This window comes from Pseudomonas benzenivorans, from assembly GCF_033547155.1.
GTDB lineage: Bacteria > Pseudomonadota > Gammaproteobacteria > Pseudomonadales > Pseudomonadaceae > Aquipseudomonas > Aquipseudomonas benzenivorans_B.
On sequence record NZ_CP137892.1, the window covers coordinates 3,777,534 to 3,799,380 of the forward strand.

27 protein-coding genes are annotated in these 21,847 nt (G+C 68.3%); 10 read left to right on the top strand and 17 right to left on the bottom strand.

The genetic code is table 11. From position 1 onward, the window contains the following. The first annotated feature begins 12 nt into the window (after window positions 1-12). Entirely contained in the window at window positions 13-1,065 is a 1,053-nt protein-coding gene (gene lipA / locus SBP02_RS17465) for a lipoyl synthase (protein ID WP_318643633.1), read from the top strand. Window positions 1,066-1,105: 40 nt separating this feature from the next. On the opposite strand, the gene lipB is transcribed toward lipA, so the two are convergent. From lipB to SBP02_RS17520, 11 genes are all read right to left on the bottom strand, one after another. Continuing rightward, window positions 1,106-1,729 carry a lipoyl(octanoyl) transferase LipB gene (lipB, locus tag SBP02_RS17470; RefSeq protein ID WP_318643634.1) on the bottom strand — a complete coding sequence of 208 codons (624 nt, stop codon included), beginning with the start codon at window positions 1,727-1,729 and terminating at the stop codon, window positions 1,106-1,108. Next, entirely contained in the window at window positions 1,729-2,007 is a 279-nt protein-coding gene (locus tag SBP02_RS17475) for a DUF493 domain-containing protein (RefSeq protein WP_318643635.1), read from the bottom strand. Before SBP02_RS17475 ends, lipB begins: the two co-directional genes overlap by 1 nt. Window positions 2,008-2,072: 65 nt before the next feature. Continuing rightward, the gene (locus SBP02_RS17480; RefSeq protein ID WP_318643636.1) at window positions 2,073-3,233 is read right to left on the bottom strand and encodes a D-alanyl-D-alanine carboxypeptidase family protein; all 1,161 of its coding nucleotides are present in this window, start codon (window positions 3,231-3,233) and stop codon (window positions 2,073-2,075) included. Window positions 3,234-3,351: 118 nt separating this feature from the next. Next, window positions 3,352-4,371, bottom strand: coding sequence for a septal ring lytic transglycosylase RlpA family protein (locus tag SBP02_RS17485; RefSeq protein WP_318643637.1), 1,020 nt, complete (start codon window positions 4,369-4,371; stop codon window positions 3,352-3,354). Beyond that, a complete protein-coding gene (gene mltB, locus SBP02_RS17490; protein ID WP_318643638.1) occupies window positions 4,368-5,378 on the bottom strand; it encodes a lytic murein transglycosylase B in 1,011 nt (336 codons plus the stop codon). Before mltB ends, SBP02_RS17485 begins: the two co-directional genes overlap by 4 nt. Before the next feature lie 17 nt (window positions 5,379-5,395). Then, window positions 5,396-6,499, bottom strand: a complete 1,104-nt coding sequence (rodA, locus tag SBP02_RS17495; protein WP_318646369.1) for a rod shape-determining protein RodA — start codon at window positions 6,497-6,499, stop codon at window positions 5,396-5,398. Between the two features lie 38 nt (window positions 6,500-6,537). After that, window positions 6,538-8,427: a penicillin-binding protein 2 gene (gene mrdA, locus SBP02_RS17500; RefSeq protein WP_318643639.1), complete on the bottom strand. Its 1,890-nt coding sequence runs from the start codon at window positions 8,425-8,427 to the stop codon at window positions 6,538-6,540. A 13-nt stretch (window positions 8,428-8,440) separates the two neighbouring features. Then, window positions 8,441-8,908: a 23S rRNA (pseudouridine(1915)-N(3))-methyltransferase RlmH gene (gene rlmH / locus SBP02_RS17505; protein ID WP_318643640.1), complete on the bottom strand. Its 468-nt coding sequence runs from the start codon at window positions 8,906-8,908 to the stop codon at window positions 8,441-8,443. 12 nt (window positions 8,909-8,920) lie between these two features. Next, window positions 8,921-9,280, bottom strand: a complete 360-nt coding sequence (rsfS, locus tag SBP02_RS17510) for a ribosome silencing factor (protein WP_318646370.1) — start codon at window positions 9,278-9,280, stop codon at window positions 8,921-8,923. Between the two features lie 37 nt (window positions 9,281-9,317). Next, window positions 9,318-9,992: a nicotinate-nucleotide adenylyltransferase gene (nadD, locus tag SBP02_RS17515; RefSeq protein WP_318643641.1), complete on the bottom strand. Its 675-nt coding sequence runs from the start codon at window positions 9,990-9,992 to the stop codon at window positions 9,318-9,320. Further along, window positions 9,985-11,253, bottom strand: coding sequence for a glutamate-5-semialdehyde dehydrogenase (locus SBP02_RS17520; protein WP_318643642.1), 1,269 nt, complete (start codon window positions 11,251-11,253; stop codon window positions 9,985-9,987). Before SBP02_RS17520 ends, nadD begins: the two co-directional genes overlap by 8 nt. Window positions 11,254-11,487: 234 nt before the next feature. Between SBP02_RS17520 and SBP02_RS17525 the strand changes: the two genes are divergently transcribed. The 3 genes from SBP02_RS17525 to SBP02_RS17535 all read left to right on the top strand — a co-directional run bounded on the left by SBP02_RS17525 (window position 11,488) and on the right by SBP02_RS17535 (window position 13,891). Then, the gene (locus SBP02_RS17525; RefSeq protein ID WP_318643643.1) at window positions 11,488-11,760 is read left to right on the top strand and encodes a hypothetical protein; all 273 of its coding nucleotides are present in this window, start codon (window positions 11,488-11,490) and stop codon (window positions 11,758-11,760) included. Window positions 11,761-11,861: 101 nt separating this feature from the next. Then, window positions 11,862-12,578 (top strand): DNA-3-methyladenine glycosylase, encoded by a 717-nt coding sequence (locus SBP02_RS17530; protein WP_318643644.1) that lies wholly within the window; start codon window positions 11,862-11,864, stop codon window positions 12,576-12,578. Further along, the gene (locus SBP02_RS17535) at window positions 12,575-13,891 is read left to right on the top strand and encodes a bifunctional DedA family/phosphatase PAP2 family protein (RefSeq protein ID WP_318643645.1); all 1,317 of its coding nucleotides are present in this window, start codon (window positions 12,575-12,577) and stop codon (window positions 13,889-13,891) included. Before SBP02_RS17530 ends, SBP02_RS17535 begins: the two co-directional genes overlap by 4 nt. A 16-nt stretch (window positions 13,892-13,907) precedes the next feature. Here SBP02_RS17535 and SBP02_RS17540 read toward each other — a convergent pair whose 3' ends face one another. Genes SBP02_RS17540 through SBP02_RS17550 form a run of 3 tightly spaced genes read right to left on the bottom strand, consistent with a single transcriptional unit; the run spans window position 13,908 to window position 15,581 of the window. Continuing rightward, window positions 13,908-14,498, bottom strand: a complete 591-nt coding sequence (locus tag SBP02_RS17540) for an LON peptidase substrate-binding domain-containing protein (protein WP_318643646.1) — start codon at window positions 14,496-14,498, stop codon at window positions 13,908-13,910. A gap of 10 nt (window positions 14,499-14,508) precedes the next feature. Next, window positions 14,509-15,222, bottom strand: a complete 714-nt coding sequence (locus tag SBP02_RS17545; RefSeq protein ID WP_369958670.1) for an LrgB family protein — start codon at window positions 15,220-15,222, stop codon at window positions 14,509-14,511. Beyond that, window positions 15,219-15,581 carry a CidA/LrgA family protein gene (locus SBP02_RS17550; protein WP_318643647.1) on the bottom strand — a complete coding sequence of 121 codons (363 nt, stop codon included), beginning with the start codon at window positions 15,579-15,581 and terminating at the stop codon, window positions 15,219-15,221. Before SBP02_RS17550 ends, SBP02_RS17545 begins: the two co-directional genes overlap by 4 nt. Before the next feature lie 240 nt (window positions 15,582-15,821). Here SBP02_RS17550 and SBP02_RS17555 point away from each other — a divergent pair, with 240 nt between their 5' ends. The 6 genes from SBP02_RS17555 (at window position 15,822) to SBP02_RS17580 (ending at window position 20,416) form a co-directional block, all read left to right on the top strand. After that, window positions 15,822-16,277, top strand: a complete 456-nt coding sequence (locus SBP02_RS17555; protein WP_318643648.1) for a MaoC family dehydratase — start codon at window positions 15,822-15,824, stop codon at window positions 16,275-16,277. Window positions 16,278-16,462: 185 nt separating this feature from the next. Next, a complete protein-coding gene (locus SBP02_RS17560) occupies window positions 16,463-18,190 on the top strand; it encodes a C13 family peptidase (protein ID WP_318643649.1) in 1,728 nt (575 codons plus the stop codon). A gap of 32 nt (window positions 18,191-18,222) precedes the next feature. Continuing rightward, window positions 18,223-18,864 carry an oxidoreductase gene (locus SBP02_RS17565; protein ID WP_318643650.1) on the top strand — a complete coding sequence of 214 codons (642 nt, stop codon included), beginning with the start codon at window positions 18,223-18,225 and terminating at the stop codon, window positions 18,862-18,864. 26 nt (window positions 18,865-18,890) lie between these two features. After that, complete coding sequence (locus SBP02_RS17570; RefSeq protein ID WP_318643651.1) at window positions 18,891-19,250, top strand: DUF5629 family protein; 360 nt, start codon at window positions 18,891-18,893, stop codon at window positions 19,248-19,250. Between the two features lie 8 nt (window positions 19,251-19,258). Continuing rightward, entirely contained in the window at window positions 19,259-19,870 is a 612-nt protein-coding gene (locus tag SBP02_RS17575; protein WP_318643652.1) for a class I SAM-dependent methyltransferase, read from the top strand. 174 nt (window positions 19,871-20,044) lie between these two features. Beyond that, a complete protein-coding gene (locus SBP02_RS17580; protein WP_318643653.1) occupies window positions 20,045-20,416 on the top strand; it encodes a thiol-disulfide oxidoreductase DCC family protein in 372 nt (123 codons plus the stop codon). Window positions 20,417-20,422: 6 nt separating this feature from the next. Here the strand turns inward: SBP02_RS17580 and SBP02_RS17585 are convergent, their stop codons facing one another. Genes SBP02_RS17585 through SBP02_RS17595 form a run of 3 tightly spaced genes read right to left on the bottom strand, consistent with a single transcriptional unit; the run spans window position 20,423 to window position 21,828 of the window. Further along, on the bottom strand, window positions 20,423-20,725 hold the full coding sequence (locus tag SBP02_RS17585) for a YceK/YidQ family lipoprotein (protein WP_318643654.1): 303 nt from the start codon (window positions 20,723-20,725) through the stop codon (window positions 20,423-20,425). Between the two features lie 37 nt (window positions 20,726-20,762). Continuing rightward, window positions 20,763-21,395 (bottom strand): flavin prenyltransferase UbiX, encoded by a 633-nt coding sequence (gene ubiX, locus SBP02_RS17590; protein ID WP_318643655.1) that lies wholly within the window; start codon window positions 21,393-21,395, stop codon window positions 20,763-20,765. Beyond that, a complete protein-coding gene (locus SBP02_RS17595; protein ID WP_318643656.1) occupies window positions 21,382-21,828 on the bottom strand; it encodes a hypothetical protein in 447 nt (148 codons plus the stop codon). The genes ubiX and SBP02_RS17595 overlap by 14 nt, the downstream gene beginning before the upstream one ends. Between the last annotated feature and the right edge of the window lie 19 nt (window positions 21,829-21,847).

Consider the following 21,847-nt stretch of genomic DNA (forward strand, 5'->3'; position numbering starts at 1 on the left):
TCCAGATTTCCGATGTCAGACACGTCCTCGCCCAAACCCGTTGCCAGCGGCGACAAATTCCGCACCGTTCAGGGCATCACCGCGATCAAGGATGGCCAGAAGCGCCGTGCCTCGGCCGAACCCCAGGTCTTCGAACCCAAGCCCAAGTGGCTGCGGGTCAAGGCGCCCGGCGGCAGCCGCTTCGAGGCGGTCAAGCGCAATGTCGGCGAGCACCGCCTGAGCACCGTGTGCCAGGAGTCGCACTGCCCGAACATGGGCGAGTGCTGGTCCAACGGCACCGCCACCATCATGCTGATGGGCTCGGTATGCACCCGCGCCTGCCGCTTCTGCGCGGTGGATACCGGCAACCCGAACGGCTGGCTGGACCTGGAAGAACCGCAGAACACCGCCAAGTCGGTCGAACTCATGGCGCTGCGCTATATCGTGCTGACCTCGGTGGATCGCGACGACCTGGACGATGGCGGCGCCGCTCACTACGCCGCCTGCGTGCGCGCCATCAAGGAGAATACGCCGCAGGTGGTGGTGGAAGCCCTGACCCCCGACTTCGACGGCGACCTGCCGTCCATCGAGCGGGTGGTGGACTCCGGCCTCGAGGTGTTCGCGCAGAACGTCGAGACGGTCAAGCGCCTGACCCATGTGGTGCGCGACCCCCGTGCCGGCTACGAGAAGACCCTGCACGTGCTGGCGCATGCCAAGCGCCACCGCCCGGACGTATTGACCAAGACCAGCCTTATGCTGGGCCTGGGCGAGACCGACGAGGAAGTCGTCGAGACCATGGACGACCTGCGCGCCATCGGCGTGGACATCCTCACCCTCGGCCAGTACCTGCAGCCCACCCGCAACCACCTGCCGGTCAAGCGCTGGGTCAGCCCGGAAGAGTTCAATAGGTTCCGCGATATCGGCCTGGAAAAGGGCTTCATGGAAGTGGCGGCCGGCCCGCTGGTGCGCTCCAGCTACCGGGCCGACAAGGTCTTCGAGAAGAACAACCTGGGTCTGGCCGCACCGGTTCCGGTGCCGGGCCAGGAGAGCGACCCGAGCCTCATTCCGGCACTCAACCTGAACTAATCGCCTGCCTTCCCCGGATTACGCCTTCGGCTGATCCGGGCTACGGGGTCGCGTAACCCAGGCGCCGGCGTAGCGCCTGCTCGAGACGCTGCGCCACCTCGTCAAACGCCGGCGGCGCGTCGAGCAGGTCCCGCAACTGCACCATTTTCAGCCCCGCATAGCCGCAGGGGTTGATCCGCCAGAAGGGCGACATGTCCATGTCCACGTTGAGCGCCAGGCCGTGGAACGAACAGCCGCGGCTGACCCGCAGCCCCAACGAGGCGATCTTCTCGCCCTTGACGTAGACGCCCGGCGCATCGGCCTTGGGGGCGGCCTCAATACCGTAGCCGGCCAGCACATCCACCAGGCTCTGCTCCATCGCCGTCACCAGCTCGCGCACGCCCAGGTTCAGGCGGCGCAGGTCCAGCATCAGATAGGCCACCAGCTGGCCCGGGCCGTGGTAGGTCACCTGCCCGCCGCGCTCGACCTGAATCACCGGGATATCGCCCGGCGCCAGCACATGCTCGGCCTTGCCGGCCTGGCCCTGGGTGAACACCTTCGGATGCTGCAACAACCAGATTTCGTCGGGCGTCAGCGCGTCGCGCTCGGCCGTGAGCCGGCGCATCGCTTCCAGGGTCGGCAGATAATCCACGACGCCGAGACGGCGCACGACGAGCTCGGACACTAGAGCACCATGTGCACGCGGCCGGTGGCGCGCAGGTCGACATGGATGGCCTGCAGCTGGTCGACGCTGGTGGCGGTGATCAGCACCTGCACCGAGAGGAAACGGCCGTTACGGCTGTCGCGCACCACCAGGGTCGAGGCGTCGAGGTCGGGGGCATGGCGCTGCACCACCTCCACCACCAGGTCGGCGAAACCCTCGCCGGCATCGCCGATCACCTTGATCGGGTAGCGCTCGCAGGGAAATTCGATTTTCGGGGCTTGTACGTCGGTATCGGTCATAGGGTCAGCGGGCTTGTGGCCCGTCCAAAGCAGGACGCCCCGGTAAGGGGCGTCCATGGGCGAAATCAGTTGAACAGTCCGTAGAAGAACAGGCGAATGCTATCCCACAGACGCCGGAAGAGGCCACCCTCCTCCACGGACTCCAGGGCCACCAGGTCGGCGCTGTGCACCACCTCCTCGCCCAGCTTGACCTCGACCTTGCCGATCACCTGGCCCTGCTCGATGGGCGCCATCAGCTGCGGATTGAGGGTCATGCCGGCCTGCAGCTTGTCCAGCTGGCCCTTGGGCAGGGTCAGGGTCAGGTCGTCGGCCAGGCCGGCCTTGAGCTGACGAGCGGTGCCCTTCCACACCTGGGCCTGGGCCAGTTCGGCGCCCTTCTGATAGAAGGTGCGGGTCTCGAAGAAGCGGAAGCCGTAGGTCAGCAGCTTCTGGGTCTCGGCGGCGCGGGCCTGTTCGCTGTTGGTGCCGAACACCACGGAGATCAGGCGCATGCCGTCGCGCACCGCGGAGGACACCAGGCAGTAGCCGGCTTCCTCGGTATGCCCGGTCTTCAGGCCGTCGACGGTCTTGTCGCGCCACAGCAGCAGGTTGCGGTTGGGCTGCTTGATGCCGTTCCAGAGGAACTCCTTCTGCGCATAGATCGCATAGTGCTGGGGGTCCTCGTAGATGATCGCCCGGGCCAGCTTGGCCATGTCCTTGGCCGAGGAGTAGTGCTCCGGGTCCGGCCAGCCGGTGGCGTTGCGGAACTGGCTGTTGGCCATGCCCAGGCGCTCGGCGGTGGCGTTCATCATGTCGGCGAAGGCCTCTTCGCTGCCGGCGATGTGCTCGGCGATGGCCACGCTGGCATCGTTGCCGGACTGGATGATGATGCCGCGCAGCAGGTCGTCGACCGCGACCTCGTTGCCGACCTCGATGAACATCTTCGAGCCCCCCATGCGCCAGGCCTTCTCGCTGATGCGCACCAGGTCGCTGCCCTTGATCTGGCCGCGGTTGATGTCCAGGGTCGCCAGGTAGGCGGTCATCAGCTTGGTCAGGCTGGCCGGCGGCAGGCGCTCGTCGGCGTTCTGCTCGATCAGCACGTTGCCGCTGGCGGCATCCATCAGCACATAGGACTTGGCGGCCAGCTGCGGCGGCGCCGGGATCACCATCTGGCTGGCCCAGGTGGCCGGTGCGATGAGCAGCAGAAGGGACAGGAAAAGGCGTTGGGCAAAGCTGGTGGTATTCATCCGTCTCTCGAGGTGGCTAGGGGTGGAACAGGCCCGGGAGGGCAAATTGTCGAAGCCGCCGGCCAAGGGCCGACGGCGGTTCGGTGCTTAGTCAGGTGTCTGGCCGATTAGTGCCGCATCAATCCGCCTTGACCAGTCGCGGCTGGCCGAGGTTGGCCAGGCGCACGCTGTCCTGCAGCTGCTCAGCCTCGCCCCGGCTGGCGATCGGCCCCAGGCGCACGCGGTGCAGAATCTGCTGGTTGTGCACCACTGAGCTGATGAACACCGGGGCAGCCACGGTATCGCTCAGCTTGGCCTTGAGCAGCTCCGCAGCGTCCGGATTGGCGAAGGCGGCCACCTGGAGATACAGGCCAGAGGCTCCGGCTGAAGCGTTTTTTTTTGCGTCGATCTGCACCGGCAGCACCGCCGCGGCGTGCTGCTGCGGCGGGGGCGAATACTGCTCCAGCGGCTCGGCCACCGGCTGCGCGACTGGCTGGGCGACCGCCTGCGGCTTGGCCGCCTGCTGCGGCGCGGCGAGCACCAGCGGCACCGGCCGCCCCTGCTGCGCCCACCACTCATGGGGGTCGATACCCTCGACCTTGACCCGGGCCGTGCCGCTTTCGGCATAGCCGAGCTTCTTCGCCGCGGCGAAGGACAGGTCGATGATGCGGTCGGAATAGAACGGCCCGCGGTCGTTGACCCGCAGTATCACGCTGCGCTGGTTATCCAGGTTGGTGACGCGCACGTAGCTGGGCAGCGGCAGGGTCTTGTGCGCGGCGGTCATGCCGTACAGGTCGTAGGCCTCGCCGTTGGCCGTGGCCTGGCCGTGGAACTTGGTGCCGTACCAGGAGGCCGTACCCACGGCGGTGTAGCGACGGGCATCGCTGATCGGATAGTACTGCTTGCCGAACACCGTGTAGGGGCTGGCCTTGACCGGGCCATAGTGGGGCATCGGCACCGCGTCCTGGATGCGCGAGACGTCGACGTCCCACCAGGGCGCGCCGTCCTTGTGCGGACGGTTGTAGTCGCCGGGCCCGGAAATCGCCCCGCCCGCCTTTACCGGTGCCACCGGTTGCGGCGCACGGGTGCTCGAACAGCTCGCCAGCAGCAGCGCCAGGGCGCCATAGGCGGCGATCCTCAGTGGCAATGTCGGCTTCATTGTGCCCCCCGCGCATCGACCAGCAGTTCGGCCAACTGGTTCACCGCCATGGCATACATGACGCTGCGGTTGTAACGGGTGATGACGAAGAAGTTCGGCAGGCCCAGCCAGTACTCGGCGCCCTCGGCGCCCTCCAGGCGGAAGGCGGTCACCGCCAGCGCGTCGTCCAGGGCGTCGGCGCTGGACCAGCCGAGCGCGCGCAACTCACCGACCTTGTGCACGGGGTCCAACCCCGGGCTGAGGCCCTGCTCGGCCTGTGCCCCGGTGACGCTGGCGCGGCTCGCCACCGCCCCGCCGGGCTGCCAGCCGTGGCGCTTGAAGTAGCTGGCGACGCTGCCGATGGCATCCACCGGATTGCTCCAGATATTGATCTTGCCGTCGCCGTCGAAGTCCACCGCGTAGGCGCGGAAGCTGCTCGGCATGAACTGCGGCAGGCCCATGGCGCCGGCATAGGAGCCGGTGACGCTGAGCGGGTCGACCTGCTCTTCGCGCGCCAGCATGAGGAACTCGCGCAATTCCTTGCGGAAGAAGGGCGCCCGCGGCGGGTAGTCGAAGGCCAGGGTCGACAGGGCGTCGGCCACCCGGTAACCGCCGGTATTGCCGCCGTAGAAGGTTTCCACGCCGATGATCGCGACTATCACCTGGGCCGGCACGCCGTATTCCTGCTCGGCCCGCTCCAGGGTCGCCTGGTGCTGCTTCCAGAACTCGACGCCGCGGGTGATGCGGGCCTCGGTGATGAAGATCGGCCGGTAGGCACTCCAGGGCTTGACCTTCTCCGCCGGACGCGAGATGGCGTCGATGATCGCCTGCTTGCGCTCGACCTGGGCGAACAGCTGATGCAGCTGCTCGTCGGCGAAGCCGTAGTCGCGGGTCATCTCGGCGACGAACTCGGCCACCTGCGGCGAGCCCTCGTAAGCGGCGCCGAGCGCCGGCTGAGCGAGTCCGAAAACCCCGGCCAATCCTAGCCAGGGGGCGTGCCGTGCAGCCCAGCCGCGCAATCTGTGCATTGAAATACTGCCCCCAATCAAACCTGTGCGATCCACTTACGGTGGGTGTGGATCGACATCAAAATCCCAAATCCCGATAGCAGCGTGATCAACGAGGTGCCGCCGTAGCTGATGAACGGCAGTGGCACCCCCACCACCGGCAGCAGCCCGCTGACCATGCCGATATTGACGAATACATAGACGAAGAAGGTCATGGTCAAGGCCCCGGCGAGGAGCTTACCGAAGAGCGTCTGCGCTTGCACGGTAATCACCAGGCCACGGGCGATCAACAGCAGGTAGAGCAGCAGCAGCAGGCAGACGCCGACCAGGCCGAACTCCTCGGCGAGCACGGCAATGATAAAGTCCGTATGGCTTTCCGGCAAAAAGTCCAGGTGCGACTGGGTGCCGAGCAGCCAGCCCTTGCCCAGCACGCCCCCCGAACCTATCGCCGCCTTCGACTGGATGATGTTCCAGCCGCTGCCCAAGGGATCGCTCTCCGGGTTGAGAAAGGTCAGCACCCGCTGCTTCTGGTACTCGCGCAACACGAAGAACCACATGCCCACCGCGATGGGCACCAGCGCCGCCGCCGCGCCGATGATCCAGCGCCACTGCAGGCCGGCCATGAACAGCACGAAGGCCCCCGAGGCGATCACCAGCAGCGAGGTGCCCAGGTCCGGCTGCAGCAGGATCAGCACGAAGGGCACGCCGATCAGCGCCAGGCTGATGGCGATGTGCTTGAGACTCGGCGGCAGGCTGCGCGTGGACAGGTACCAGGCGATGGTCGCCGGCATGATGATCTTCATGAACTCCGAGGGCTGGAAGCGGATCACCCCGGGGATGTTGATCCAGCGCGTGGCGCCCATGGCGTTGTGGCCCATGACGTCCACCGCCACCAGCAGGCCGACGCCACCGACATAGGCCAGCGGCACCCAGCGCGCCATGAAGCGCGGCTCGAACTGGGCGATGATCAGCATGCCGACCAGGCCGATGCCGAAGGAGCTGGCCTGCTTGATCAGCAGATCGAGGTTCTTGCCACTGGCTGAGTAGAGGATGAACAGGCTGCCAGCCGCCAGGGTCAGCAACAGCAACAGCAGGATGCCGTCGATGTGCAGGCGCTGCAGCAGGCTGGCACGGCGGCGCAGCACGTCTTCGCTGGACAGGGTGCGGTCGAAGCTGCTGTTCATCGCTGGCCGGCCTCCGCACTCAGCGGCGGCGCATATTCGGCCTTGAGCTGGCCGTCTTCATCCAGCAGCCAGGCGTCCATCACCTGCTTGACCACGGGCGCCGCCACCCCGGAGCCGGACTCGCCGTTCTCCACCATTACCGCCACGGCGATCTGCGGATTCTCCGTCGGGGCGAAGGCGACGAACAGGGCGTGGTCGCGGTGGCGCTCGGCCACCTTGTTGCGGTCGTACTTCTCGCCCTGCTTGATCGCCACCACCTGGGCCGTGCCGCTCTTGCCGGCGATGCGGTAGACGGCGCTGTCGCCGACCTTGCGCGCGGTACCGCGGGCCCCGTGCATCACCTGCTCCATGCCGAAGCGCGCATAGTCCCAGGCCTTGGGATCGCGCAGCACGATGTCCGGCATGGGCTCCTCGTCCACCGGCGGCCGCCCCTCGATGCTCTTGGCCAGGTGCGGGCGAATCCACTTGCCGCGGTTGGCCATCAGGGTCACGGCCTGGGCCAGCTGCAGCGGCGTGGTCTGCATGTAGCCCTGGCCGATGCCGAGGATCAGGGTCTCGCCCGGGTACCAGGGCTGGCGATAGCGCGCGCGCTTCCAGTCGCGCGACGGCATCAGCCCGGCGGTCTCCTCGAACATGTCCAGGGCCACCCGCTGGCCCAGGCCGAAGCGGGTCATGTAGTCGTGCATGCGGTCGATGCCCATCTTGTGCGCCAGGTCGTAGAAGTAGGTGTCGTTGGAACGGGCGATGGCCAGTTCCAGGCTCACCCAGCCATCGCCGCTGCGGTTCCAGTTGCGGTACTTGTGGCTGTGCCCCGGCAGCTGATAGAAGCCCGGGTCGAACACCCGGCTGGTCGGCGTCACCACCCCGGCATCCAGACCGGCCACCGCCACCATCGGCTTGATGGTCGAGCCCGGCGGGTAGAGGCCGCGCAGCACCCGGTTGTACAGCGGCCGGTCGATGGAGTCGCGCAGGTCGGCATAGGCCTGAAAGCCGATGCCGGTGACGAAGGGATTGGGGTCGAAGCTCGGCTGGCTGACCATGGCCAGCACCTCGCCGGTGGCCGGCTGGATCGCCACGATGGCGCCGCGGCGACCGCCCAGGGCCTCCTCGGCGGCCTTCTGCAGGCGCGCATCGAGGGTCAGCACGATGTCCTTGCCGGGCAGCGGGTCGGTGCGCTTGAGCACCCGCAGCACCCGGCCGCGGGCATTGGTCTCGACCTCCTCGTAACCGACTTCGCCGTGCAGCTGCGCCTCGTAGAAGCGCTCGATGCCGGTCTTGCCGATATGGTGGGTGCCGCTGTACGCCACAGGATCTAGCTCCTTCAGCTCCCGTTCGTTGATCCGCCCGACATAGCCGACCGAATGGGCGAAGTGCTCGCCCAGCGGGTAGTGGCGCACCAGACGGGCGACCACCTCGACCCCGGGCAGGCGGAACTGGTTGATGGCGACGCGGGCGATCTGCTCCTCGGTGAGCTCGAACAGCACCGGCACCGGCTCGAACGGCCGCCGCCCCTGGCGCACGCGCTTCTCGAACAGCGCCCGCTCGTCCGTGCCCAGCTCCAGCACCTCGACTATGACGTCCAGCACCTGCTCCCAGTCCCCGGCCCGCTCGCGGGTCAGGGTCAGGCTGAAGCTCGGCCGGTTGTCGGCGATGATCACCCCGTTGCGGTCGAAGATCAGCCCGCGGTTGGGCGGGATCGGCTGCACGTGCACCCGGTTGTTTTCCGACAGGGTCGAGTGGTACTCGTACTGCACCACCTGCAGGTAGTAGAGACGAACCACCAGCACCGCGGTGAGCAACAGCACCACCAGGGCACCGACCAGCGCACGCGCACGGATCAGGCGCGCGTCTTTTTCGTGGTCCTTGAGGCGGATCGGCTGCGGCATCGGCGACTGCTGGCTACTTGTGGTAGGGGTGACCGGACAGCACTGTCCAGGCTCGGTAGATCTGCTCGCCGATGAGGATGCGCACCAGCGGGTGCGGCAGGGTCAGCGGCGACAGCGACCAGCGCTGCTCGCTGCGCGCCTGCACCTCCGGCGCCAGGCCTTCCGGGCCGCCGACCATGAGGTTGACGCTGCGCGCATCCAGGCGCCACTTGTCCAGCTCGGCGGCCAGCTGCTCGGTGCTCCACGGCCGCCCTTGGACTTCCAGGGTGACGATGCGTTCCCCGGGCTGCACCTTGGCCAGCATGGCTTCGCCCTCCTGGCGGATCATCCGCGCCACGTCGGCATTCTTGCCGCGGGTGGTCAGGGGGATCTCCACCAGCTCCAGGGCCAGCTCGGCGGGCATGCGCTTGGCGTACTCCTGCCAGCCCTCCTCCACCCAGCGCGGCATGCGCGAGCCGACGGCGATCAACTTGATGCGCACCGCGGGCGGTCCTTATTCGTGGTCCGTGCCGTGCTGCGCGCGGCTCTGCTCGGCCCCCTGCCACAGGCGCTCGAGGTCGTAGAACTGGCGGGCGGTCGGCAGCATCACGTGAACGACGATGTCGCCCAGGTCGAGCAGCGCCCACTCGCCGCTGTCCAGGCCTTCGCTGCCGAGCGGACGCACGCCCTGCTCCTTGACCTTCTCCAGCACGTTGTCGACCAGCGACTTGACGTGGCGGCTGGAGGTGCCGCTGGCGATCACCATGAAGTCGGTGATGCTGGTCTTATCGCGTACATCGATGGTGGTGATGTCCTGCGCCTTGATGTCTTCCAGGGCGGCGATCGCCAGTTTGACCAGCTCGTCGCTGCGCATTGCTTGGGTGCTCATAGGTAACTCATCTGCCTCGTGTTCAGTTCGCCGCACGGTACAGTCCGTGCGCGTGGATATAGGTCAGTACCGAGTCGGGCACCAGGTAGCGCGCCGACTCGCCGCGCGCCAACAAGGCGCGGATCTGCGTGGCCGACACCGCCAGGGGGGTCTGCCAGATGAAGGAAATCTGCCCACCCGGCCCACTCAGGGCCAGGGGGTCGTTGAGGCTGCGCGCCGCCATCAGGTTGCGCAGCGCTTCCGGCGGCTCGCTGTCGGCATCCGGTCGTTGCAGCACCAGGATGTGACAGTGCTCCAGCAGTTCGTTCCAGCGGTGCCAGCTGGGCAGCCCGCAGAAGGCATCCCAACCCAACAGCAGGAACAGCTGGTCGTCCGTCGCCAACTCGGCGCGCAGCGACTCCAGGGTGTCGATGCTGTAGGACGGCTTGTCGCGAGCCAGCTCGCGGTCGTCCACCCGCAGCGGCGCCAGGCCGGCCACGGCCAGTTCGACCATGGCCAGGCGATCATGGGCCCTCACCTGCGGCGCATCGCGATGCGGCGGCCGCGCGCTGGGCACCAGACGCAACTCGTCGAGGGCCATGAACTGCGCCACTTCCAGGGCGCTGCGCAGATGGCCGATATGCACCGGATCGAAGGTGCCGCCGAAGATGCCGATGCGTCGGGCGTCGCTACGCCGGGCGTCGCCTCGCTTAGGCATTCTGCCCGCGCAGCTGACCGTCGCCGATCACCACATACTTCTCACAGGTCAGGCCCTCCAGGCCGACCGGGCCACGGGCGTGCAGCTTGTCGGTGGAGATGCCGATCTCCGCGCCCAGGCCATACTCGAAGCCATCGGCGAAGCAGGTCGGGGTGTTGAGCATCACCGAGCTGGAGTCGACCTCGGCGAGGAAGCGCCGGGCATGGCCCTGGTGTTCGGTGACGATGCTGTCGGTGTGGTGCGAGCCGTAGCGGTTGATGTGCTCGATGGCCGCATCCAGGCCGTCGACCACGCGGACCGAGAGGATCGCCGCCAGGTACTCGGTGCTCCAGTCCTCCTCGGTCGCCGCCTTGGCCTCGATCAGCGCCCGGGTGCGTTCGCAGCCGCGCAACTCGACGCCCTTCTCGGCGAACATCTGCGCCATGCCCGGCAGGAAGGCCGCAGCCACCGCCTGGTCAACCAGCAGGGTCTCCATGGCCCCGCAGATGCCGTAACGGTAGGTCTTGGCGTTGAAGGCGACCTGCCGGGCCTTGGCCAGGTCGGCCAGGGCATCGACATACACATGGCAGATGCCGTCCAGGTGCTTGATCACCGGCACCCGGGCATCCTGGCTGATGCGCTCGATCAGCCCCTTGCCGCCGCGCGGCACTATCACGTCGACGAACTCCGGCATGGCGATCAGCGCGCCGACCGCGGCGCGGTCGGTGGTCTCCACCACCTGCACGGCGGCAGCCGGCAGTTCGGCGGCGGCCAGGCCGCGCTGGATGCAGGCGGCAATGGCGCGGTTGGAGTGGATCGCCTCGGAGCCGCCGCGCAGGATGGTGGCGTTGCCGGACTTCAGGCACAGGCTGGCGGCATCGATGGTCACGTTGGGCCGCGACTCGTAGATGATGCCGATCACCCCCAGGGGCACGCGCATCTTGCCGACCTGGATACCCGACGGGCGGAAGCTCATGTCGCGGATCGCGCCGACCGGATCGGCCAGGCCGGCGATCTGCCGCAACCCCTCGATCATGCCGTCGATGCGCGCCGGGGTCAGCGCCAGGCGATCCAGCAGCGCCGCGTCCAGGCCATTGGCACGGCCGGCGGCGAGGTCTTGGTCGTTGGCCTCGGCCAGTTCGCCGCGGGCGGCATCCAGCGCCTCGGCCGCCGCCAACAGGGCGCGGTTCTTCTGCGCGGTGCTGGCGCGGGCGACTACCCGCGAGGCTTCGCGGGCCGCACGGCCCAGACGGGTCATATAGTCGAGCACGGACTCTGTCATGGTCTCGGGAGCCTGGCAGTAGGGAAAGCGGCTGATTATAGCGGCGCCGCCGCCCCGCGCACAGCGGCGCCGGGCAGATGGCATGCGGATCGCTCTACACCCGGCGGGCGGCCCGGCACCGCGGGCCGGCCACTTGCCAGTCACCCGCACGCACGTGATAGCATATCGCCATGCGCGATCGCACCCACCCGGGGTGCGCCCCCGATCTCCGCATACCGGCCAAGGAAGACCGACATGAACCACAAGGAACAGCAACTCACCGAGCTGCTCACGCTCACCTCACGCAGCCTGACCCACATGACCGCGGCGATGACCTCGCTGTCGTTCGACCTGCTGCGTAGCACCGACCCCAGCATACGCGGAGCCGGCTCGCGGATGATCGCCAGGATGGAGTCGGTCAGCAAGGAGCTGGACCAGCACCTCCGACTGATCAGCGAATTGACCGGCGAACCCCTGCTTGCCCGCGCCGACGCGGTCGAAGAAGTGCTGCTGCGCGCAGTGACCTGAGCCCAGGCACAGGGGACCGTTCCACGCATTCGTCGCACCACGCGGCGGACTTACTCATTATCATGTCGGGCATTTGCTTTCTGCGGACCTGCCGACACGCCATGCCCGACCACAGCCATCCCGACCTGCCCTGGCCCGACGCCCGCCCCCTGGGCGACGCCTTCTTCGACCGCGACGCCCAGACACTGGCCCGCGAACTGCTCGGCAAGGTGATCCGCCACCGCATAGGCGAACTCTGGCTGAGCGCGCAGATCATCGAGACCGAGGCCTACTACTGCGCAGAGAAAGGCAGCCACGCCTCCCTCGGCTATACCCACAAGCGTCGCGCCCTGTTCGCCGATGGCGGCCACATCTATATGTACTACGCCCGCGGCGGCGACTCGCTGAACTTCAGCGCCCAGGGGCCGGGCAATGCCGTGCTGATCAAGTCCGCCCGCCCCTGGCTGGACAACCACTCCGGCGCCGCCAGTCTGGCGCGGATGCAGGCCAACAACCCGGACGCCCAGGGCCGGCCGCGCCCGGCCGAGCGCCTGTGCGCCGGCCAGACCCTGCTGTGCCGGGCGCTGGGCCTGAAGGTGCCGGACTGGGACGCACGGCGCTTCGACCCGCGCCGCCTGTTCGTCGAAGACCTCGGCGCGCGCCCCGAGCGGATCATCCAGACCACCCGCCTGGGCATCCCCACCGGCCGTGACGAACACTTGCCCTACCGCTTCGTCGATGCGGCCTTCGCCCGCTTCTGCACGCGCAACCCGCTGCGCCGCGGCCAGGTCGAAGGCCGCGACTACAGCCTGCTCGACGGCGCCAAGGGGCCGGCATGATGGCGTGGCTCGACAACCTGACCGCCTGGCTCGCGGGTCATCCGCAGTGGCTGGGGCTGGCGGTGTTCCTGATCGCCTGCATCGAGTGCCTGGCGATCGCCGGGATCATAGTGCCCGGCACCGTGCTGCTGTTCGCCGTCGCGGTGCTGGCCGGCAACGGCGCCCTGGGCCTCTGGCAGACCCTGGCCCTGGCCTTCTGCGGCGGATTGCTCGGCGATGCCCTGTCCTATGCCGCGGGGCGCTATTTCCATCAGGACATCCGGCGCCTGCCGGGGCTGCGCCAGCACCCGCACTGGCTGGCCGGCGCGGAGAACTACTTCCAGCGTTACGGCGTCGCCAGCCTGCTGGTCGGCCGTTTCATCGGTCCGCTGCGTCCGATGCTGCCGATGGTGGCCGGCATGTTCAACATGCCGGCCGGACGCTTCGCCGCGGTGAGCCTGGTCGCCGCCGCCGGCTGGGCGGTGGCCTACCTGCTGCCTGGCTGGGCCACCGGTGCGGCCTTGCGCCTGCCACTGCCACCGGGCTTCTGGCCCCAGACCCTGATGCTCGCCGGCGGGCTGGGGCTGCTGCTGATCGTCAGCGCCCACTGCAGCCTGCGCGGCTATGGCCGCAGCAGCCTGATCGCCGCCGGCCTGAGCCTGACACTGCTGCTCGGAGTGATTCTCGGCTGGCCGCACCTGGGCTCACTCGACCAGGGTCTGCTGGCCCTGCTGCAGGAGCAGCGCAGCAACAGCCTCGACGAACTGATGGTACTGGTCACCCGCCTCGGCGACTTCACCACCCAGCTGGCCGCCGGCCTGCTGCTCTGTCTGCTGCTCCTGCTGACCCGGCAGTGGCGCCCGACCCTGCTCGTCGGCAGTGCCCTGCTCACCACGGCGCTGGCCAATGCCGCACTGAAGAGCCTGTTCGCCCGCCAGCGCCCCGAGGTGCTGCTCGAGCCGCTGGACAGTTTCAGCTTTCCCAGCGGCCACAGCTCGGCGGCGTTCGCCTTCTTCCTGCTGCTCGGTATTCTCGCCGGCCGCGGCCAGCCGGCGCGCCTGCGCCTGAGCTGGCTGCTGCTGGCCGGCCTGCCGGCGGTGGCGATCGCCCTGTCGCGGGTCTACCTGGGGGTGCATTGGCCGAGCGACATCATCGCCGGCGCCCTGTTGGCCGCCGGCATCTGCGGCCTGACCCTGGGCCTGGCGGAATGGCGCAGGCCGTTGGCGGCGCTGCCGGCCCGGGTCTGGTGGCTGGTGCTGCCGGCCTGCCTGGCGCTGCTCGGCACCGTCGCCACCTGGCACCTGTCGGAGGGCCTGCTGCAGTACCGCTATTGAATGGCCAGACCGGCGCTCAGACGCCCAGTTCGCCTTGCAGCTGGGCGAGTGCCGCCTGCAGCAACTGCAGGCGCGCCTGGGGTTCGTCGAGGGCGAGCACCTGCAGCTTCTGCTCGGCGGCCAGCGGTAGCAGGTAGGCCAGCTGGTTGGCCAGGGCCGCCTGGTCGCCGACCGCCCCCCCCATGCCGAGCCCCTCGACCAAGGGGTGCTCGGCCAGGGCGCCGAGCAGCGCCGCCAGATCGGCATGTTCGGCCAGCAGCGGCCGCTGCGGGTCGTCCTCCAGCCAATCGACCTCCGCCAGGGTCAGCTGGTCCGGCAACACCTGGGCACGCTGCACCCGGAAGCGCCGCCCCCCCTCCACCCGGATGCCCAGCAGACCATTGGGCCGCTGCTGGAAGTCGCGGATCAACGCCTCGCAACCGATCGCGGCGAACCGGCTGGCGGCCTCGCCGACCTCCTCGCCTTCGACGATGCAGACCACGCCGAAGCCCTCGCCCCGCTTCATGCAACGGCTGATCATGTCCAGGTAGCGCGCCTCGAAGATCTGCAAGTCGAGCAGGCAACCGGGGAACAACACGGTATTCAACGGAAACAGGGGTAGAGTCATGGTGCCCTCCTCAGACCAGCGCTACTACCAAGGGTAACAACACCGCCGTCACCATGCCCATCAGGCTCATGGCCAGCGCGGCGAAGGCGCCGCACTCCTCGCTCAGCTGCATCGCCTGCGCCGTGCCCACGGCATGGGCGGTCATGCCCAGCGCCATGCCCTGCGCCGCAGGATGGCTGACTCCGCACCGGCGCAGCAGCGCAGGGCCGACGATGGCCCCGATCACCCCGGTGATCATCACGAACACCGCCGCCAGGGCGGCGATGCCGCCGATCTGGCTGGCCACCAGCATGGCGATCGGCGAGGTCACCGACTTCGGCGCCATGCTCATCAGGATGATCCGCTCGGCACCGAACAGCCAGGCCAGGCCGACCCCGAGCAGCGTCGCCAGCACGCCGGCGACCAGCAGGGTCAGCACGGTCGGCCAGAACAGCTGGCGAATACGCCGCAGGTTGAGATACAGCGGCACCGCCAGCGCCACGGTGGCCGGGCCGAGAAACAGACTCACCGCCTCGGCGCTGGCCCGGTACTCGGCGAAGCTCAGACCACACAGCAGGAGCACGGCGATGACGATCAGCATCGACACCAGCACCGGCTGCAGGAAGACCCAGCGGGTCTTCTCGTAGACCGCCACCCCCAGCTGATAGGCCCCCAGGGTCACCCCGGCGCCGAACAGCGGATGGTGGGTCACCGCCTGCCAGGCGCCGTACCAGTCCAAGCTCATGCCCCCTCCCGACGGCGCTGCTGGCGCGCGATCAGCTTCTGCATCAACCAGCCGGCGAACAGCAACGACAGCACCACCGACAGCACCAGGGCGCCGACCACCGCCCAGAAATCGGCGACTATCGCCTCGGCGTAGGCCATCACCCCCACGGCCGGCGGCACCAGCAGCAACGGCAGGTATTTGAGCAGGCTGCCGGCGGCCAGCCGCACCGGTTCGCCGACCTCGCCACGCAGCAGCAGAAAACCGAACAACAGCAGCATGCCGATGATCGGCCCCGGCAGCATCGGCAGCAGCAGGACATTCAGGGCGGTACCGAGCAACTGGCACAGCACCAGCCAGGACAGGCCGCGTAACAACATGGGCAATCTCCAAACCGGGAATCGACGAGCACCGCAGTGACGCAGCCGAAACCGCAATGCACAGGGCCAGACGCCAGCGGCGCCCGGGCGAACCGCGGTCATTATAGGGACGGCATGCCGTCGGCTATACCCCGGCATTCAGCCGCGCGGCATGCTTGACCCGGCATCCGTGTCGTGATGATCTTGGTACGTGCGTTTCGATTCGTCAGAACAACGCGCCTATCCCATCAAGGAGGAAGTATGTCGTCAGTACCCGTCGCACAGCTCAAAGATCATGTAGGCAAGGAGCTCGGACGCTCCGACTGGTTGACCATCGACCAGCAGCGGATCAACCAATTCGCCGAATGCACCGGCGACCACCAGTTCATCCACGTCGACCCGGAGAGGGCCAAGCTGACCCCCTTCGGCGGCACCATCGCCCATGGCTTTCTCTCCCTGTCGCTGATCCCCAAGCTGATGGAAGGCCTGATGATCATGCCCGAAGGGCTGAAGATGGCCGTCAACTACGGCCTCGACAGCGTGCGCTTCATCCAGCCGGTCAAGGTCGGGGCCAAGGTGCGCCTGGCGGTGACCCTGGTCGACGCCCATGAGAAGAATCCCGGCCAGTGGCTACTCAAGGCCCGCGTCGTGCTGGAGATCGAGGGTCAGGAGAAACCGGCCTATATCGCCGAACCGCTGACCCTCTGCTTCGTCTGAGCGACCCTGTCTGAGCGACCCTGTCTGAGCGCCCCTGTCTGGGCGTCCCCGCCTACCGGTCCCTCTCCGGGGCGCTCGGGCCCGGCCCCAAGCGCCCCGCCTGGCGGCCAAGCTGTGCACCGGGGCACCGCGCGCACCGTACTTTGCGGCATACTGCCGACAGTGCTTAGAACGGGATGCTCGTGATGCGCCGCCTCACCCACCTGGCCCCACTCGGCCTCGCCCTGCTCCTCGCCGCCTGCGGCGACGCGGAGTCCTTGCTGCCGCCTGATGCCGTACTGCCCGATGGCGGCCGCTACCGTGGCGAGGTGGTCGACGGTCTGCTGCAAGGCCCCGGGCGCCTCGACTACCGCGACGGCAGCTGGTTCGCCGGCGCCTTCAAGGACGGTCAGCTGCACGGCGCCGGCGAGTGGCGAGGGGCCCAGGGCGAGCACTACCTCGGCGACTTCCGCTTCGGCGTCTTTCACGGCCAGGGCAGCCTGCGCCAGGGCGACGACAGCCGCTACCAGGGCGGTTTCCGCGAGGGCCGCTTCTCCGGCGAAGGCACCCTCGAGCAGGCCGGACAGGTTTACCGCGGCGAGTTCAAGCGCGGCCTGTTCGACGGTGCGGGGCACCTCGAATGGGCCGACGGCAGCAGCTACCAGGGTCAGTTCCGTCGCGGCCAGCCCCATGGCCAGGGCGTGCGCCGCGATGCCTACGGCAACAGCTTCAGTGGTGAATTCGTCCGCGGCCAACTGCACGGCCAGGGCAGCTTCGAAGGCGCCGACGGCGATCGCTACAGCGGCGGCTTCCGCGACAGCCAGTTCCACGGCAAGGGCCGTTACCAGAGTGCCGCCGGCGACGCCTGGAGCGGACACTTCGTCGAGGGCGCGCTGAGCGGCGCCGGCCAGTACCAGGGTAGCGACGGCACCCACTACCAGGGCCGCTTCCGCGATTGGCGCTACCACGGCCAGGGCCACCTGCGCCTGGCGGACGGCAGTCACTACGACGGCCAGTTCGCCCATGGCGAGTATGCCGGCGATGGTCTCCTGACCCTGGCCGACGGCGGCCAGCAAGGCGGCACCTGGCAGCGCGGCCGGCGGGTGCGCGACGAACAGGGGCAGCTGCTGCCCGACCCGTTGGAACTCGGTCTGCTGGAGCAGGGCCGCCTGCTCGCCGAGGCCATCGCCGCGGTTCCGGCGTCCACCCCGCGGATCGAACTCTATGCCCTGACCCTGGCCGGCGACGGCAAGCAGAGCGTGTTCCAGCGCGAAGCCGATTATGTCGCCCGCCTGCTCGGCGAGCGCTTCGCCGCCCGCGGCAGCCTGACCCTGGTCAACCATCGCGATCACCTCGCCGACCGTCCGCTGGCCACCCGCGAGAGCCTGCGCCGCGCGGTGCAGGCCCTGGCCGAGCGCAGCGGCCCGGAAGACCTGGTATTCCTCTACCTGACCAGCCACGGCTCGCCCCAGCATGAGCTGAACCTCGACCAGCCGCGCCTGCAACTGGCCGACCTGGCCGCCGACGAACTGGCCACGCTGCTGCAACCGCTGCGCGAACGGCACAAGGTGCTGGTGATCTCGGCCTGCTATGCCGGCGGCTTCATCCCCAAGCTGCAGGACGACAAGACCCTGGTGATGGCCGCCGCCCGCGCCGACCGGGTGTCCTTCGGCTGCTCGGAAGAGAACGACTTCACCTATTTCGGCCGAGCGCTGTTCGCCGAGGCCCTGCAACAAACCGATGACCTGCAGCGCGCCTTCGAGCTGGCCAAGGCGCGGGTCGCCGAGCGCGAGGCGGCCGACGGCTTCGAGCCGTCCGAACCGCAGATCTGGGCGCCGCAGGCCGTCCTCGCGCACTGGCGCGAGTGGCGCCGGCAGCAGGCCACCCAGGCCCTGAGCGCCGCCCCCACCGACAAATCGACGAGCAGCCACTAAGCTGAGCGATAACCAGCGGAGATTCGACATCTATGTATTTGACGCCCCAGCGCATCCTCCTCGCCGGCGCCACCGGACTGACCGGCGAGCACCTGCTGGATCGCCTGCTCAGCGAGCCCACGGTCGAGCGCGTCCTGGCGCCGAGCCGGCGGCCACTGGCCGAGCACCCGCACCTGGAAAACCCGGTCGGCGAGTTGCTCGAGCTACTGCCGCAGCTGAGCGGGCCGGTCGACACCGCCTTCTGCTGCCTGGGCAGCACCATCAAGCAAGCCGGCTCCCAGGAAGCCTTTCGCGCCATCGACCTCGACCTGGTCGTGGCCTTCGCCCAACGCGCCCGCGAGCTCGGCGCCCGCCACCTGCTGGTGGTCAGCGCCCTGGGCGCAAACCCGCACTCCTCGGTGTTCTACAACCGCATCAAGGGTGAAATGGAAGCGGCCCTGAAGGCTCAGGACTGGCCACAACTGACCCTGGCGCGACCGTCCCTGCTGCTCGGTCCACGTCGCGAGTTCCGCCTGGGCGAGCGCCTGGCTGCACCGCTGCTGCGCTGGCTACCGGGCAAATACGGCGGCATCGAGGCCACCGCCCTGGCCCGCGCGCTCTGGCGCCTGGCCCTGGAAGAAGACCGCGGCGTACGCGTGATCGAGTCCGACCGCCTGCGCCGCCTCGGTCGCTGACCCCCAATGTTGAAGGCGAGCCCCCTATGAGTACCCCCCACAACAGCCTGATCGATGCCCTGCAGGACGCCGACATGCTCGAAGTCGACGGCCTGTATGCCTGGCAGTTCAGCCTGGACAAGGAACTGCTGGCCCAGGTCAGCGCCGGCTCGGCCGACGCCGGCAGCCAACAGAAACCCCTGCTCAAGGCCGAGGGCCTCGACGGCCGCACCCGCCGCCACTGGCAATTTTCCCTGGCCGCGGTGATGGCGGCCGGTTTCGACCCCGAACGCGACGGCTGGAACCTGACCGAGGGCGACGAGCGCCACCTGATCAAGTGCTTCGCGGCGGTCAGCGGCGACAACGATGAGGATGAGGGGCAGGCCCCTGACGATGACGACGCCTGATCCTCGCGATGCAGCTGTATGAGCGCTACCTGCTGCCACGGCTGATCGACCTGGCCTGTGGCCTGGGCGAGGTGATGCAGGCCCGCGCGCAGGTCGTGCCCCTGGCCCGGGGGCGGGTGCTGGAGATCGGCATCGGCAGCGGCCTCAACCTGGCGCTCTACGATGCCGCCAGGGTCAGCGCCATCCTCGGCGTCGACCCCAGCGCCGCCCTGCAGAAGCTGGCCCGGGGGCGTGCCGCGCGGATCAGCATCCCGGTCGAGATGATCGCCCTGGAGCTGGGGCAGATCCAGGCCGCCGACGCCAGCTTCGACGACATCGTCTGCACCTTCACCCTGTGCACCATCCCCGATGCGCGGGCAGCGCTGCTGGAGATGCGCCGGGTGCTGAAACCCGGCGGCCGCCTGCTGTTCTGCGAACACGGCCTGGCCCCGGATGCCGCCGTGGCACGCTGGCAAAACCGCCTCACGCCCTACTGGAAGCCCCTGGCCGGCGGCTGCCACCTCGATCGCGACATCCCGGCGTTGATCAGCGCCGGCGGTTTTCGTCTCGGCACGCTGGAAGCCCGCTACCTGAAAGGCCCCAGACCGATGACCTACGTCTATTCCGGCTGGGCCGACTAGGCATCCGGTCCGCGCCGCTTGACCTCGCCAGTCGGCGGGTCGACGATGGGCTGGCCTGCGCAGAGACGGCCACCCTGAACCGCGACCCCGTCCGCGCCGAGCCCGTGGCCAGACGCTGCAGCGGCGAGTCCACACCCACCCCGCCGCGGCGGCCCCGACTCAGATGGCAGAGCCATGAGCAAGATCAAGGTCTTCTACAACAGTGCCTGCCCGGTGTGCAAAGCCGGCATCGAGGGCCAGCGGCGGCGCATGCACGCAGGCGCCAGCTGCCCGGTGGAATGGATCGACGTGCACCAGCGCCCCGAGTCGGTGGCGGAACTGGACAGCGACCTGGAGCAGGTGCGCGAGCGCCTGTACCTGAAGGATGAAAGCGGGCATATCGCGATCGGCGTGGACGCCTTCGCCGAACTCTTCCAGCACACCCGCGGCCAGCGCTGGCTGGGCCGGCTGCTGCGCCTGCCCGGCCTGCAGCCGCTGGCGCGCTGGGGCTACAACCTGTTCGCCCGCGGACTGTACCGCTGGAACCGCTGGCTGAAGCACTGGTGATCGCGGCTAGAGCCCGCCGCTGACACCCAGGCTCACGCCCAGCTCGACCGCCAGGGCGAAGGGCAACAGCAGGGTATCCAGCACGGCGCTGGCCGGCAGGTCGAGCGCCGGATATGCGGGCGCCTCGGCGCCGAAGCGCTCCAGCGGGCAGCAGCCGCCCTCGATCGCGTACCAGTCCAGGCGGGTGCCGGCATAGATCACCGGGGCACCGGGCTTGGCCGCATCCAGGGTGCGCACGCTGGCGCAGCCGCTGCCCAGCAGGACGAGGAGCAGCAGGCCCGCCAACCGGCAGCGGGACGGACAAGCCACGGGCGTAAGCCGACGGCTGCCGCCCGGCCGCTCCCCTTCAGTCATCGCCACTGACCTGATGGTGCTCGCCCCAGCGCGGCAGCATGTCCTGGGGAATGTCCAGGCAGTTGAGGATGCGCGCGACGACGAAATCGATCAGGTCGTCGAGCGTCTGCGGCTGGTGGTAGAAGCCCGGCGCCGCCGGCAGTATCACCGCCCCCAGGTTGGACAGCCTGAGCATGTTCTCCAGGTGGATGCTCGACAGCGGCGTCTCCCGTGGCACCAGGATCAGCTGGCGCCGCTCCTTGAGCACCACGTCGGCGGCCCGCTCGATCAGGTTGTTGCAGGCGCCGGTGGCGATGGCCGACAGGGTGCCGGTGCTGCAGGGCACCACCACCATGGCGGTCGGCGCACCGGAGCCGGAGGCCACCGGGGCCATCCAGTCCTCCTTGCCGTAGACGCGGATCTGCCCCGGCGCGGCGCCGGTGTATTCGCTCAGGAAAGCCTGCATGGCCTGAGGCTTGGCCGGCAGGGTCACGTCGGTCTCGGTGGCCATGACCAGCTGCGCGGCCTTGGAGATCAGGAAATGCACCTCGCGCTCCTCCTGCACCAGGCAGTCGAGCAGGCGCAGACCGTACTGGGCGCCGGAAGCGCCGGTCATGGCCAGGGTGATGCGTTCAGGACTGTTCATCTGTGTTCCTTGGTAAGGGCCTGGCTTTGGCTTGTTGTAGGCCGCCAAGCAAGGCGAGCAAATTGATACCAAGTAATGCACTGCCGATACGCAACTCCGGGCCGGCGAAGGCTAGATTGTCGATAAACCGGTAGATGATCCATAGCACCAAAAGCGCTTGTAGACCCAGACCGAAACGCACCAGACGCGGCGTGCCCCAACGTAGCAACAGAAAGCACAATACCGGGGCATAAAAGAGAAGCAGTGCGAGTGGCGCACGCGAATCCTGCAGGCTTTGCGGATAGCTGCTCAGCAGTATCAAGGTGGCCAGCACGATGACACTGGCATATAGCAGGCTAGGCACCTGGTAGAACAGGCTGAGGCCAGGACGCCGAGACCGCATCTCTACCGCGAGCGAGCTGCCTGGCGCCCTGTAAGGATTGAAATCGTCCATATTCACTTCCTTGGCCTTC

What these genes read in the sequence shown, in the direction of transcription:
- lipA (WP_318643633.1), top strand. Translation starts at nt 13, where the DNA reads ATGTCAGACACGTCCTCGCCCAAACCCGTTGCCAGCGGCGACAAATTC.
- SBP02_RS17475 (WP_318643635.1), bottom strand. Translation starts at nt 2,007, where the DNA reads ATGACCGATACCGACGTACAAGCCCCGAAAATCGAATTTCCCTGCGAG.
- SBP02_RS17480 (WP_318643636.1), bottom strand. Translation starts at nt 3,233, where the DNA reads ATGAATACCACCAGCTTTGCCCAACGCCTTTTCCTGTCCCTTCTGCTG.
- SBP02_RS17485 (WP_318643637.1), bottom strand. Translation starts at nt 4,371, where the DNA reads ATGAAGCCGACATTGCCACTGAGGATCGCCGCCTATGGCGCCCTGGCG.
- mltB (WP_318643638.1), bottom strand. Translation starts at nt 5,378, where the DNA reads ATGCACAGATTGCGCGGCTGGGCTGCACGGCACGCCCCCTGGCTAGGA.
- mrdA (WP_318643639.1), bottom strand. Translation starts at nt 8,427, where the DNA reads ATGCCGCAGCCGATCCGCCTCAAGGACCACGAAAAAGACGCGCGCCTG.
- rsfS (WP_318646370.1), bottom strand. Translation starts at nt 9,280, where the DNA reads ATGCGCAGCGACGAGCTGGTCAAACTGGCGATCGCCGCCCTGGAAGAC.
- nadD (WP_318643641.1), bottom strand. Translation starts at nt 9,992, where the DNA reads ATGCCTAAGCGAGGCGACGCCCGGCGTAGCGACGCCCGACGCATCGGC.
- SBP02_RS17520 (WP_318643642.1), bottom strand. Translation starts at nt 11,253, where the DNA reads ATGACAGAGTCCGTGCTCGACTATATGACCCGTCTGGGCCGTGCGGCC.
- SBP02_RS17525 (WP_318643643.1), top strand. Translation starts at nt 11,488, where the DNA reads ATGAACCACAAGGAACAGCAACTCACCGAGCTGCTCACGCTCACCTCA.
- SBP02_RS17530 (WP_318643644.1), top strand. Translation starts at nt 11,862, where the DNA reads ATGCCCGACCACAGCCATCCCGACCTGCCCTGGCCCGACGCCCGCCCC.
- SBP02_RS17535 (WP_318643645.1), top strand. Translation starts at nt 12,575, where the DNA reads ATGATGGCGTGGCTCGACAACCTGACCGCCTGGCTCGCGGGTCATCCG.
- SBP02_RS17540 (WP_318643646.1), bottom strand. Translation starts at nt 14,498, where the DNA reads ATGACTCTACCCCTGTTTCCGTTGAATACCGTGTTGTTCCCCGGTTGC.
- SBP02_RS17545 (WP_369958670.1), bottom strand. Translation starts at nt 15,222, where the DNA reads ATGAGCTTGGACTGGTACGGCGCCTGGCAGGCGGTGACCCACCATCCG.
- SBP02_RS17550 (WP_318643647.1), bottom strand. Translation starts at nt 15,581, where the DNA reads ATGTTGTTACGCGGCCTGTCCTGGCTGGTGCTGTGCCAGTTGCTCGGT.
- SBP02_RS17555 (WP_318643648.1), top strand. Translation starts at nt 15,822, where the DNA reads ATGTCGTCAGTACCCGTCGCACAGCTCAAAGATCATGTAGGCAAGGAG.
- SBP02_RS17560 (WP_318643649.1), top strand. Translation starts at nt 16,463, where the DNA reads ATGCGCCGCCTCACCCACCTGGCCCCACTCGGCCTCGCCCTGCTCCTC.
- SBP02_RS17565 (WP_318643650.1), top strand. Translation starts at nt 18,223, where the DNA reads ATGTATTTGACGCCCCAGCGCATCCTCCTCGCCGGCGCCACCGGACTG.
- SBP02_RS17570 (WP_318643651.1), top strand. Translation starts at nt 18,891, where the DNA reads ATGAGTACCCCCCACAACAGCCTGATCGATGCCCTGCAGGACGCCGAC.
- SBP02_RS17575 (WP_318643652.1), top strand. Translation starts at nt 19,259, where the DNA reads ATGCAGCTGTATGAGCGCTACCTGCTGCCACGGCTGATCGACCTGGCC.
- SBP02_RS17580 (WP_318643653.1), top strand. Translation starts at nt 20,045, where the DNA reads ATGAGCAAGATCAAGGTCTTCTACAACAGTGCCTGCCCGGTGTGCAAA.
- ubiX (WP_318643655.1), bottom strand. Translation starts at nt 21,395, where the DNA reads ATGAACAGTCCTGAACGCATCACCCTGGCCATGACCGGCGCTTCCGGC.
- SBP02_RS17595 (WP_318643656.1), bottom strand. Translation starts at nt 21,828, where the DNA reads ATGGACGATTTCAATCCTTACAGGGCGCCAGGCAGCTCGCTCGCGGTA.